15 protein-coding genes are annotated in these 12,324 nt (G+C 43.9%); 9 read left to right on the top strand and 6 right to left on the bottom strand.

Going from position 1 to position 12,324, the window contains the following annotated elements; all coding sequences use genetic code 11:
• Positions 1–94: 94 nt before the first annotated feature.
• Positions 95–637, bottom strand: coding sequence for a 1,6-anhydro-N-acetylmuramyl-L-alanine amidase AmpD (gene ampD / locus QV280_RS10370; RefSeq protein WP_023405427.1), 543 nt, complete (start codon positions 635–637; stop codon positions 95–97).
• A gap of 97 nt (positions 638–734) precedes the next feature.
• Here ampD and nadC point away from each other — a divergent pair, with 97 nt between their 5' ends.
• From nadC to yacG, 8 genes are all read left to right on the top strand, one after another.
• Positions 735–1,622, top strand: coding sequence for a carboxylating nicotinate-nucleotide diphosphorylase (gene nadC, locus QV280_RS10375; RefSeq protein ID WP_152819462.1), 888 nt, complete (start codon positions 735–737; stop codon positions 1,620–1,622).
• A 239-nt stretch (positions 1,623–1,861) separates the two neighbouring features.
• Entirely contained in the window at positions 1,862–2,266 is a 405-nt protein-coding gene (locus QV280_RS10380; protein ID WP_152819461.1) for a pilin, read from the top strand.
• A complete protein-coding gene (locus QV280_RS10385; protein ID WP_367869512.1) occupies positions 2,263–3,819 on the top strand; it encodes a GspE/PulE family protein in 1,557 nt (518 codons plus the stop codon). The genes QV280_RS10380 and QV280_RS10385 overlap by 4 nt, the downstream gene beginning before the upstream one ends.
• On the top strand, positions 3,812–5,020 hold the full coding sequence (locus QV280_RS10390; protein WP_152819459.1) for a type II secretion system F family protein: 1,209 nt from the start codon (positions 3,812–3,814) through the stop codon (positions 5,018–5,020). The genes QV280_RS10385 and QV280_RS10390 overlap by 8 nt, the downstream gene beginning before the upstream one ends.
• Positions 5,021–5,099: 79 nt before the next feature.
• Positions 5,100–5,978, top strand: a complete 879-nt coding sequence (locus QV280_RS10395) for a prepilin peptidase (RefSeq protein WP_152819458.1) — start codon at positions 5,100–5,102, stop codon at positions 5,976–5,978.
• A gap of 26 nt (positions 5,979–6,004) precedes the next feature.
• Positions 6,005–6,604, top strand: a complete 600-nt coding sequence (gene coaE / locus QV280_RS10400; RefSeq protein WP_023405421.1) for a dephospho-CoA kinase — start codon at positions 6,005–6,007, stop codon at positions 6,602–6,604.
• Positions 6,605–6,646: 42 nt separating this feature from the next.
• Positions 6,647–7,387, top strand: coding sequence for a cell division protein ZapD (gene zapD, locus QV280_RS10405; protein ID WP_023405420.1), 741 nt, complete (start codon positions 6,647–6,649; stop codon positions 7,385–7,387).
• Positions 7,388–7,472: 85 nt separating this feature from the next.
• The gene (yacG, locus tag QV280_RS10410; RefSeq protein ID WP_152819457.1) at positions 7,473–7,667 is read left to right on the top strand and encodes a DNA gyrase inhibitor YacG; all 195 of its coding nucleotides are present in this window, start codon (positions 7,473–7,475) and stop codon (positions 7,665–7,667) included.
• A gap of 84 nt (positions 7,668–7,751) precedes the next feature.
• Here the strand turns inward: yacG and rplS are convergent, their stop codons facing one another.
• The 5 genes from rplS to ffh form a co-directional block, all read right to left on the bottom strand.
• Positions 7,752–8,105, bottom strand: a complete 354-nt coding sequence (rplS, locus tag QV280_RS10415; RefSeq protein WP_021712249.1) for a 50S ribosomal protein L19 — start codon at positions 8,103–8,105, stop codon at positions 7,752–7,754.
• A gap of 41 nt (positions 8,106–8,146) precedes the next feature.
• Positions 8,147–8,905, bottom strand: coding sequence for a tRNA (guanosine(37)-N1)-methyltransferase TrmD (gene trmD / locus QV280_RS10420; RefSeq protein WP_021712250.1), 759 nt, complete (start codon positions 8,903–8,905; stop codon positions 8,147–8,149).
• Positions 8,906–8,926: 21 nt separating this feature from the next.
• A complete protein-coding gene (gene rimM, locus QV280_RS10425; RefSeq protein WP_021712251.1) occupies positions 8,927–9,457 on the bottom strand; it encodes a ribosome maturation factor RimM in 531 nt (176 codons plus the stop codon).
• 33 nt (positions 9,458–9,490) lie between these two features.
• A complete protein-coding gene (gene rpsP / locus QV280_RS10430; RefSeq protein WP_017027436.1) occupies positions 9,491–9,739 on the bottom strand; it encodes a 30S ribosomal protein S16 in 249 nt (82 codons plus the stop codon).
• Positions 9,740–9,984: 245 nt separating this feature from the next.
• Positions 9,985–11,376, bottom strand: coding sequence for a signal recognition particle protein (gene ffh, locus QV280_RS10435; RefSeq protein WP_023405417.1), 1,392 nt, complete (start codon positions 11,374–11,376; stop codon positions 9,985–9,987).
• 150 nt (positions 11,377–11,526) lie between these two features.
• Here ffh and QV280_RS10440 point away from each other — a divergent pair, with 150 nt between their 5' ends.
• Positions 11,527–12,321, top strand: coding sequence for a cytochrome C assembly family protein (locus tag QV280_RS10440; protein WP_152819456.1), 795 nt, complete (start codon positions 11,527–11,529; stop codon positions 12,319–12,321).
• Positions 12,322–12,324 lie beyond the last annotated feature (3 nt).

Genomic DNA, 12,324 nt, shown 5'->3' on the forward strand with positions numbered 1-12,324 from the left:
AAAGCCCATAATGTAAATATTTTGTTACCTAAGTTGTCGTGTTCGAGCTTAACGCCATAAACTCTATTTGTATGACAAATTTATCAAACATATATTATTTTGCAATCAACTTATTAAATTTTGACCAATGAAATGACAATCCGGGGTCGGTTTTGCGCAATGGTGCAATATATTGATGCCCAGTGATACGCAACGGCGTTAATTTTGGATACTGCTGGAGTAAATACCTTGTTACTTCCGCTAACGCTTGGTATTGCGCATCGGTATAGGCAACAAAATCTGTCCCTTCAAGTTCAATACCAATAGAAAAATCATTGCAACGTTCTCTGCCTGCAAAAGAGGAAACGCCCGCATGCCACGCCCTTTTTTCAAATGGGACAAACTGGATTATTTCTCCGTCTCTTTTGATAAGGCAATGTGCAGAAACTCGCATCTGACTGATTCTTTCAAAAAAAGGATGCGCATCAGCACTTAACTTCCCTTGAAAAAAAGCTTCGATATTGTTTTGCGAGAACTCCCCGGGAGGCAGGGAAATATTATGTATGACAAGTAGTGAAATGTCTCGAAGGTTTGGCCTATCGTCGCAATAGGGAGAAGGCACAATTTTCGCGTTCGAATACCATGATGAAGTGGACATTTTTATTATCCTAGATCAATTGTTGCTGAATTATAATTCAAGCCAGAGTATCATTCAGCACAAATTGGTTTTAAACAACATAGTGAAAGTTTTGGATATGAAAAATACCCACGACAGCGGTGCTCGTTTAGCGTACCTAAAGCAACAATTACCTCATGAAGTGACTCGCGCAGTAGAAGAAACTCTAAGAGAAGATCTTGGCGGTACTTCAGATGCATCTGTAGATATCACAGCAAACCTTATTGCGGCTGATACGCAAGGTGTCGCCACCATAATTACTCGTGAACATGGCGTCTTTTGTGGAAAAATGTGGGCTGATGAAGTCTTTAAGCAACTTGGCGGACAAGTCTCGATTGACTGGCACGTAGAAGATGGCGACACCGTTCAGCCAAACCAAACGCTATGTACCTTAAGTGGTCCAGCCCGCACCCTGCTTACTGGTGAGCGTAATGCGATGAACTTCATCCAAACCTTATCTGGCTGTGCGACGGTAGTTGCGGAATACGTCAGCAAGATTAAAGGCACTGGATGTAAATTGCTCGATACTCGTAAAACTATCCCATGCCTGCGCAGTGCTCTTAAATATGCCGTCGCTTGTGGTGGCGGTTTTAACCATCGCATCGGTGTGTTTGACGCTTACTTGATTAAAGAAAACCACATCATTGCTTGTGGTGGCATTGAACAAGCTATCTCAACGGCGAAAAAACTATCACCGGGTAAACCTGTGGAAGTGGAAACCGAAAGCATTGCTGAGATGCAGGCCGCTATTAAAGCTGGCGCAGACATTATTATGTTAGATAACTTTACGTTAGATATGATGAGAGAAGCGGTAGCAATCAACCAAGGTCAAGCGGTACTAGAAAACTCAGGTAACGTGACCCTAGAGACTATTCGCTCAATTGCGGAAACAGGCGTCGATTACATCTCGGTCGGTGCGCTGACTAAGCACCTGAAGTGTATGGACCTATCTATGCGTTTCAAATAAATAATTTCAAAAGAAATTATTCCCGATAAGGTCAGCGTAGCTGGCCTTTTTATTGCCCAGTATTAACTCACGACTGCCCTACTCCTACCTAGCTCTCATTTTTTCATGCGCAGCTTTGCATGCCCTCAACATAGAATTGCGAGACGGTTGCCAAGCCCTGCTGCACACTCTTTTATTCCTCCTAATAGCTTCTAGTTTTACAGCCACCAGCAATTATTTGTCGAGGTACAGAAGTGAATATGAATAACAAGCAAAAAGGATTTACCTTAATTGAACTGATGATAGTGGTTGCCATCATTGGCGTACTCTCCGCGATTGGCGTTCCTATGTATAAGGATTATGTGAAGAAATCAGAGCTCGCCTCCGCCACTGCAACCTTAAGAGGTTTGCTCACCAAAACCGAGCTGTACTATCTAGACAACGGAGCGTTCCCCTCTTCCCTTAGTGAAATCAACGCTGTTTCCAGTGCCGCAGGAAGTTTAGGAGAAATCAGTATTGCAACCAATGCCTTACAATTCACTTTTGATAGTGATAAAAGTTCATTAGATGGTGCGTCAGTTTCGTTTAGTCGAGATGAAAGCAACGGTTGGAGTTGTACCGTCAGTGGTGCGAGTGGTGTTGATGCGCCAAAAGGCTGCCAGTGAGTCATCCTTTAATCCACATACTCTCTCCAACTTTACTAACGGCAAAGCAAGCCGAGGTATTGTTGGAGCGAAAAGCCCTTTCTACTGAACAATTACTGTATTGGGTCTCTCAGGTTAGCGGTCATTCTCAGGCCGATATCAGCAAATTTTTGGCAAATCAGCATCAGTTACATTACGAGCCTCAACCTACACAGCAATTTGAACTCTCAAAAGTGATGGCGATTATCATTGAGCTTAAACTAGAGCCTATCACCCTGACTCAGCCGCTCATTCCCATTGCATTAAGCAAACACGGCTTACAATTACTCAGCTACGATCCTTGCCTAAAAACACTCGCATTAGAATTGCAATTTCATCATAACCTGCCAACACAACTGATACTGACCGACCTTGAACAGTTCCAATTTCTACAGCAAAAAGTACATAGTGAGCTAAAAGATCATCATAACTCAAACGAACACGCAAGCTTGCTATTTGAGGTCATGCAAATCAGCTTACAGCGCAATGCTTCCGATATTCATATCGAACCGGATAAAGAGCAAGCTCGGATACGGATGCGTTGTGATGGGCTACTGATTAGCGTCATGACGCTATCCAATCGTGAAGTAAAAGCACTCATAAGCCAGATAAAGATCAATGCTGAGCTAGATATTGCAGAGCAACGTTTACCGCAAGACGGGCGAATGCATTATTCCCTTTCTAAGGAACAATCTATCGAACTGCGCGTCGCCACACTGCCGACATTATGGGGCGAGAAACTGGTGATGAGGTTAGCCAACAATACTCAAGCACTACCGACATTAAACCAGTTAGGGATGAACCAAGCACAGCACACTTTACTTGAACAAGAATTGCATCAACCACAAGGGCTGATATTAGTCACCGGCCCCACCGGCAGTGGCAAAACGATCACTCTCTACTCTTGTCTCAATAGCATTGCCAATGACAACATCAATATTTGTACGGTTGAAGATCCAGTGGAGATCCACTTAGCGGGCTTTAACCAGATACAGGTGAACGCTAATATCGCCCTTACCTTTGCCAAATGTTTACGCTCACTGCTTCGGCAAGATCCTGACGTGATTATGCTTGGGGAAATTCGCGATCAAGAAACGGCTGAAATGGCGATACAAGCGGCGCAAACCGGGCACCTAGTGCTCTCGACACTGCATACCAACTCTGCCTTTAGCGCGTTAGAGCGTCTTTATCAGTTAGGCATTCATCCCACCGATTTGCAAAGCAGTTTACGGCTAGTGATTGCACAAAGGTTATTGCGTAAAAGCTGTCCGTATTGTGCCAAGATTGGTGTCAAGTTTGCTGAAAACAGCGGCTGTTTTCAATGTAATCAGGGATACAAGGGCCGAGTCGGTATTTTTGAACTGCTGCCAATCAATCGTGAACTGTTGCAACAAGTCACCCAGCCAAACTTCGATGCGCAGCAAATAACAGCGCACTTGGTTTCACAGCAAGATCTCAAAGCCTGCGCAACGCAACTGCTCAAGCAAGGCCTCACTACAACACAAGAGCTGCAAAGAGTATTAGGGCATGGGTAAACTTCGTCTTTATTACTGGCTAGGAGTGAACTCATGCGGGCAAAAAACTACAGGCAGTCAATTGGCGTACTCTGCCGAGCAATTACAAAGAGAAATGAAGCATAAAGGAATTCGCCTACAAAAAAGTATCGCCAAACCTATGCCCTTCTTTACAAGTATCAAACACAGCGTCAATGACCGCCAGATCACCACCTTCACACAACAACTGGCAATCATGTTAGATGCTGGGCTTCCTATCAGCTTGGCAATGCAAGAGCTCAGCCAATCTAATTATCGACAAGGGCTAAGCGCATTGCTCGAAGAGCTAACTTTTCAGGTTCAGCAAGGACATTCGCTATCCACTGCTATGCAAGGCTTTACTCATTTTGATGCTCTGTATTTGCAGTTTGTTCGTATTGGAGAGAGTAATGGCGACCTCGCGCAAGCACTGAACTACTGCGCTGAGCATAGAGAGAAAAACCACCAGCTGATAAAACAGATCAAATCAGCGCTGATCTATCCCCTATCGGTGCTGATTGTCGCCTGCATTGTCATGATCATTATGATGATCTTCGTGGTTCCACAATTCTCCAGTCTATTTCGAAGCTTTGGTGCGGAGCTTCCAGCTTTAACGCAATTTACCTTAGATGCTTCGCAGTGGTTTCAAGCGCATATTGGCACAATCCTTATTGCCACTGCGGTACTTGGTATGAGTTTGCATATCCTAATACGCAAAAGCCCAGCGGTGCGCCGTCAATGCGCTCAATTGCTTTTAAGGCTCCCTATACTTGGGCCGTGTATTTTGGTTGGCGAATTGGCTCGTTTTAATCTGTTATTATGTAACGGCATCCAAGCAGGACTGCCCCTTTTATCCTGTTTAGACAATGCCATAGGCGCCATACACAACCCTTTCCTTAAACACAAACTCAGTGGTATCCATCATCAAATCCGTGCAGGAAGCAGTTTTAGCTTGGCTCTGTCCTCGGTATCTCTTGTGCCTCCCTTAATGTTAAAAATGCTGAATATTGGCGAGCTAACCGGCAGACTGGCATTTATGACCGAAAAGCTGGCTAGACTATTTGAAGAGCAGCTGAATGAGTCAACTAACAAGATAGGTCAGCTGATCGAGCCATTAATGATTGTTTTTCTTGGCAGCTTAGTGGGCGGATTGGTGTTATCTATGTATTTGCCTATTTTTAGCCTTATGAGCGCGGTTGGTTAGCTTTATCTCTATGATAAGGATAAACAACTGCCCTAAGTTGCGATAACATACCAATAGAATTTTTTATTGTGAGCCGACAATGCTCGATTATTATTTTACGTACTTCCCGATGCTGTTTCCGATAATGGTGACCATTCTTGGTTTGATTATTGGTAGCTTTCTCAATGTGGTGATCCATCGACTTCCTATCATGATGGAAAGAGAGTGGCAGAAAGAATTTGCCGAAGCCTATCCTGAGCTTAAATTAAAAGTCCCTGAAGGGGTGTTTAATATCAGCCTACCCGGCTCACATTGCCCTAAATGCAACACCCCAATAAAAGCTAAAGACAATATTCCAGTATTGGGTTGGCTGTGCCTTAAAGGTCGTTGCCGTGCTTGTAGCACTAAAATCAGTGCGCGTTACCCTCTGATTGAACTGTTATCTGGCGCATTATGCTTAACCATTTCTCTGTATTTTTCTCCGGGTCTATACGCGGTCGCATTACTTGGGTTTACTTGGGTATTGATCTGCGCCACCTTTATTGACCTTGATACTATGCTGTTGCCTGACAGCCTGACCTTACCTTTAATGTGGGCGGGTATTGCGCTGTCTGTACTCGGTATCAGCCCTATCTCACTACCTGATGCCATTATTGGCGCAATGGCAGGCTACCTGTCTCTATGGAGTGTCTACTGGCTGTTTAAACTGCTCACAGGCAAGGAAGGTATGGGTTATGGCGACTTTAAACTGTTAGCTGCGCTAGGAGCATGGCTAGGTTGGCAATCGCTACCTTTGATCATTTTGTTGTCGTCTCTAGTTGGACTGATTTTTGGCATTATTCAGCTACGCCTCAAAAAACAAGGCATCGAAAAAGCCTTTCCTTTTGGTCCATATCTGGCAATTGCCGGTTGGGTCTATTTGATTGTGGGTAATGATATTGTGGCTTGGTATCTAAGCCATTACATCCCTGCGTATTAATAACGATTTACTAGAAGGATTGAGTCATGGGATTAGTCATAGGTATCACAGGTGGTATTGGTAGCGGAAAAACAACCGTCGCCAATCATTTTCATGACAATTACCACATCGATATCGTAGATGCTGACCTTGTGGCACGAGAAGTGGTTGAGCCTGGCAGTGACGGCTTACAAGCTATAATTACTCAATTTGGTGGTGACATCATCCATAGTGATGGCACCCTTAATCGAGTGAAACTGCGAGAATTGGTTTTTGCCGATCCTAAAAATAAAGCGTGGATCGACCAACTGCTGCATCCAATGATACGCCAAAAAATGCAGCTACAACTGCAACAATCAACATCTGCTTACTGTTTATTAGTGATTCCACTGATGGCAGAAAACAATTTGCAGAGCATGGCTGATAAAGTATTAGTCGTTGATGTGTCACCAGAAACACAAATACAGCGCACCTTAGCCAGGGATGGTGTGTCGAAGGAACAAGTACAGGCGATTTTAAAAGCACAAGCGAGCAGAGAGCAAAGATTGGCTATTGCGGACGATATTATTTGCAATGATGGCTGTAGCGAATTGCTAACTGAAAAAATTGCCCAGTTACATCGTAAATATCTGGCGTTATGCAAATGATTTCGTGACAATACCTATTATGTCTAAAGCAGGATGCAATATATGACCATTCAAAAATATGAACATCCTCTGAATGAGAAAACCAGAACTTACCTGCGTATTGAAAGCCTTCTACGTCAGATGCAACACTGTGCCACTTTTTCAGATACACAACATTATCAAGTTCTGTTTCGTTCATTGTTTGATCTTTTAGATATATTTGAACAGATTCAGCTCAAACCAGAAATTCTAAAAGATCTAGATAAACTCAAATTAACCTATAGTAACTGGCTAAATGTACCCGGTGTTGATCAACAACGCCTACAAGGCTTACTCGGTGAAATTGCGTTAGTGCACACCGAAGTGATGCAAGCACAACGATTTGGCACCGAGCTAAAAGAAGACAGCTTCTTGTCTTCTATTCGACAGCGCTTCAACCTACCCGGTGGCGCCTGTTGCTTTGATTTACCTGCATTGCACTACTGGCTCCACCAACCATTAGAAAAACGTATGGCTGATGCACAGCAATGGCTGACCTCTTTGGCGCCACTCAACCATGCTTTGCAACAATGGTTGAACCTCACTAGAAGTTCGGCACAATTTAAGTCGCAAATAGCGCGCAGTGGCTTTTATCAAAGCGATGCCCATGAAGCGAATATACTCAGAGTGCATTTTAACCATGAATACGGTGTATACCCTATGGTTTCGGGACATAAGAACCGTTTTGCGATAAAGTTCATTCACTTTGATACTGGCCAAGCCAGTACCCAAGATATTGAGTTTGAATTGGCTATTTGTAGCTGATTCTAGTGGATATGAGCATGGAACATCTTTGCTCTGTTCTGCTTTAGCTAAAATGATCTGTAGGTATCAACCAAGAGAATGAAACATGAGCAAAATTACCATCGTACCTTGCCCAACCTGTGGTGTAGATGTTGAGTGGGGAGAACAGAGCCCACATCGCCCTTTCTGTAGCAAGAAGTGTCAAATGATCGACTTTGGAACTTGGGCAGATGAAGAGAACGCCATTGCCGGCGCACCTGATATGTCAGACAGTGACGGTTGGTCAGAAGATCAGTACTAAGCTAATACCTGATACAAGTAAAAAGATAAAAAAACGGGAGCCAATTGGCTCCCGTTTAACTTTATGAGAAATGCAGGTTGTGCATTACTTCTTAGCAAGTTTCTCTTTAATACGAGCTGACTTACCAGAACGCTCACGTAGGTAGTACAACTTGGCACGACGTACTGCACCACGGCGTTTAACTTCAATGCTATCAACCATTGGAGAGTGAGTTTGGAATGTACGCTCAACACCTTCACCGTTCGAGATTTTACGAACTGTGAATGCAGAGTGTAGACCACGGTTACGAATAGCGATTACAACGCCTTCGAATGCCTGTAGACGCTCACGGTCGCCTTCTTTAACTTTAACTTGAACTACTACAGTGTCACCAGGTGCGAATGTAGGTAGGTCTTGTTTCATTTGCTCTTGCTCAAGAGCGTTGATGATATTACTCATGTTTCTATACCCTAGAATAAACTGAATCTATATTTAATAGGTTACTTGCTGTCTTTGCTCGTGCGCTTTCGCTCAATCACGAACTCGGCTAGTAAATTTTCCTGTTCGTCAGTCAGAGCTAGGTTTTCCAGCATCTCTGGCCTTCTTAGCCAAGTACGGCCTAACGATTGTTTTAATCGCCAGCGACGAATGTCCTTATGATTTCCGGATTTCAGTACCGCTGGCACTTCTTCTCCGTCTAACACTTCAGGACGCGTATAGTGGGGACAATCCAGTAACCCATTAGCAAAGGAATCTTCCTCTGCTGACGCAAAATCTCCTAGTACACCCGGAATAAACCGAGATACTGAGTCGATTAAGGTCATGGCTGGCAGTTCACCACCTGTCATCACAAAATCACCAATTGACCATTCTTCGTCAACTTCGGATTGAATGATGCGCTCATCTACCCCTTCATAGCGACCACAAATAAGAAGCAAGTTCTCGCTTGTTGCCAACTCTTCTACGCCTTGCTGGTCGAGCTTTCGACCTTGAGGGCTAAGATAGATAACCTTCGTCTTGCCGGGTGCTGCTTGTTTGGCTGTGTTAATAGCATCGCGCAAAGGCTGTACCATCATCAACATGCCAGGGCCGCCCCCGTAAGGTCTATCATCAACAGTGCGATGTTTGTCATGAGTAAAATCGCGGGGATTCCACGTTTCTACCGACAAAAGACCTTTCTTTACCGCTTGACCTGTTACACCAAAATCAGTGACAGAGCGGAACATCTCTGGAAACAGGCTTATTATGCCAACCCACATAGTTCACTCTCTAATTTTGATTTAAAAGGCAGGATCCCAGTCAACTTCGATCCGTTGAGCTTCGCGATCAACTTTGATGATCACTTGCTCTTCAAGGAACGGAATTAATCGTTCCTTTTGGCCAAAAGCATCTTTCAAATTAGCTTTCACTACTAAAACATCGTTTGAACCCGTCTCAAGCATGTCTGAGACTTCGCCTAAGTCGTAACCTTTTGTGGTTACAACCTTCATTCCAAACAATTCACGCCAGTAGAATTCTTCTTCTGACAGTTCTGGTAATGAAGATGGGGCTACCGAGATTTCAAAGTTAGTCAATAGATGCGCGTCTTCACGTACATCAAGACCTTCCAGCTTACACACATAACCTTTGTTATGACGCTTCCAGCTTTCTACTTTGTGCTCTACCCATGTCCCCTTTTGGTTCAAGAACCAAGGGCTATAATTGAAGATGTTTTCAGCATCGTCTGTAAAGGAATGAACTTTAAGCCAACCACGAATGCCATAAGTAGCGCCGAGCTTTCCTACAACAATTTTCTCGTTTTGTTCACTCATTCATTCTTTTCCTTACATCAAGATATTTGCTGATTAAGCCGCTTTTTGAGCGTCTTTAACTAGCTTAGCTACGCGGTCAGAAACTGTAGCGCCTTGTGAAACCCAATGGTTCACACGGTCTAGGTCTAAACGTAGACCTTCTTCTTGACCTTGAGCAGTAGGGTTGAAGAAACCTACTTTCTCGATGAAACGACCAGTAGCTGCGCGACGGCTGTCTGCTACTACGATTTGATAAAATGGACGCTTTTTAGCGCCGTGACGTGCCAAACGAATGGTAACCATGTCGTCCTCTTTGCTTTCTCAATAATAAAATTAACCCCAAACTACTCCTCAGAGTTGTGTGGGGTCTCGTGCCAAAATGAAGCTCGGGAATTTTACTCTTATTCCCAGTCTTTGCAAGGGGTTTAGCTATTTTTTAGCCAACTAATTGAATGTGAGCCAGTTAACAGTTTAAAAATAGAGGCTAGAAAAAGCTAAGGCCCCAATAAATTGGAGCCTTACAAGACTTTAAGCAAATAGTGCGTGGCTTATCGGCCGAATGGTCCACCCATTCCGCCCATACCGCCGCCACCCATGCCGCCCATCATGCCTTGCATGTTGCGCATCATGCCGCGCATGCCACCTTTCTGCATTTTTTTCATCATCTTCTGCATCTGGGTGAATTGCTTAAGCAAGCGGTTAACGTCTTGTACTTGAGTACCAGAACCTGCCGCGATACGTTTTTTACGAGAGCCTTTAATAAGCTCTGGGCGCAGACGCTCTTTCATGGTCATTGAGCTGATGATCGCTTCCATCTGCTTAAACATTTTGTCGTCGACTTTGTCTTTCACATTGTCAGGTAGGTTACTCATGCCAGGCAATTTACCCATCATGCTCGCCATACCGCCCATGTTTTGCATTTGGCCAAGCTGTTCACGGAAGTCTTCAAGGTCGAACCCTTTCTTCTCCTTGAACTTCTTCGCCATTTTTTGGGCTTTTTCCGTATCGACATTGCGCTGCAGATCTTCGATAAGAGACAGTACGTCGCCCATACCTAAGATACGTGAAGCAATACGATCTGGGTGGAAAGCTTCTAGTGCGTCGGTTTTTTCACCCACACCCAAGAATTTGATTGGCTTACCTGTAATCTGTTTAACAGAAAGCGCCGCACCACCACGTGCATCACCATCAACTTTGGTTAGAATCACACCTGTTAGTGGTAGAGCATCGCCAAAGGCTTTAGCGGTGTTCGCCGCATCTTGACCTGTCATGGCATCCACCACAAACAAGGTTTCAACAGGGTTGATTGCGGTATGCAGCTGCTGGATCTCAGCCATCATTTCTTCATCGACCGCTAAACGACCGGCGGTATCGACCAAAAGTACGTCGTAAAATTTCTTCTTCGCGTGGTCAATTGCCGCATTAGCAATATCGATAGGCTTTTGATCAGCGCTAGATGGGAAGAAATCCACACCCACATCAGCGGCTAATGTTTCTAACTGTTTGATCGCCGCAGGACGGTAAACATCGACAGAAACAACCAGTACTTTTTTCTTATCACGTTCAGATAGAAGTTTAGACAGTTTACCTACACTGGTGGTTTTACCCGCACCTTGTAGACCTGCCATCAATACTACCGCTGGCGGTTGCGCAGCTAGGTTAAGCCCTTCGTTGGACTCCCCCATCACCGCTTCTAATTCAGCCTGAACAATTTTAATGAATTCTTGACCCGGAGTAAGAGATTTAGAAACCTCAACACCCACAGCTCCCTCTTTCACGCGTTTAATAAATTCACGTACAACAGGAAGGGCCACATCCGCTTCAAGAAGTGCCATGCGCACTTCACGTAGCGTCTCTTTTATATTGTCTTCGGTCAGACGACCTTTACCGCTGATGTTCTTCAGCGTCTTGGATAATCGTTCACTTAAGTTATCAAACATCTTGCTCTCTTCGCGTGAAATTGCGATTCATTAGGTAAAGTATAACCCAGAGGCACTATTTACAAAACCATGCAAAAGAAGTACATAGCCAGTAATGTGGTATTAGGTGTATAATTTTCTTTTAACTCTAAATACTAGTATCGACAATATATGAACTTTGTAGTTGTTATTTTAGCCGTGCTTTTATACTTAGCGGCAACCTTTCTTATCCTTCCCGGGCTGTTACGTCAGTCTGAGATAAATAAAAAAGTTGTTTTAAGCATAACCTCTATTGCTTTGATCCTACACTTTTCAACTCTTATCGAGACCATCTTTGCCTCATCAGGGCAAAATATGAGTATTCTCAATGTTGCTTCGCTAGTCAGCTTTATTATTTCATGTGCCTTAACCTTGGCAATGTTTAAGATCCGTTTGTGGTTCTTACTGCCTATTGCGTTTGGCTTCTCATGTTTAAGTCTTATTGCTGCTGAGTTTATCCCAGGTACGTTCATTACTCATTTTGAACACTCTCCGGGCTTAGTTGTTCATATTATTCTAGCGCTATTTGCCTACGCAACACTGATGATTGCCGCACTGTATGCTATGCAGTTGGCGTGGCTAGATTACAAATTAAAGCAAAAAACCTGTCAGGCATTAAATCCTAACCTACCTCCATTAATGAAGGTGGAACGTCAGCTTTTCAATATCATTCTGATTGGTAATAGCCTACTTACCCTGACTTTGATTAGTGGCCCTATGTTTGTCGACGACTTCTTCAGTAGCGGCAAAACGCACAAAGCTCTGCTCTCTTTTATCGCTTGGCTAGTCTTTAATACTCTGCTTTGGGGGCATTATAAACTAGGTTGGCGCGGTAAAAAGGTTTCTTGGTTCTCAATTATTGGTGCTTTTATTCTAACACTGGCCTACTTTGGCAGTCGTTTCGTGCGCGAAATCATATTGACCTAACCT

Source organism: Vibrio sp. B1Z05 (assembly GCF_052955985.1).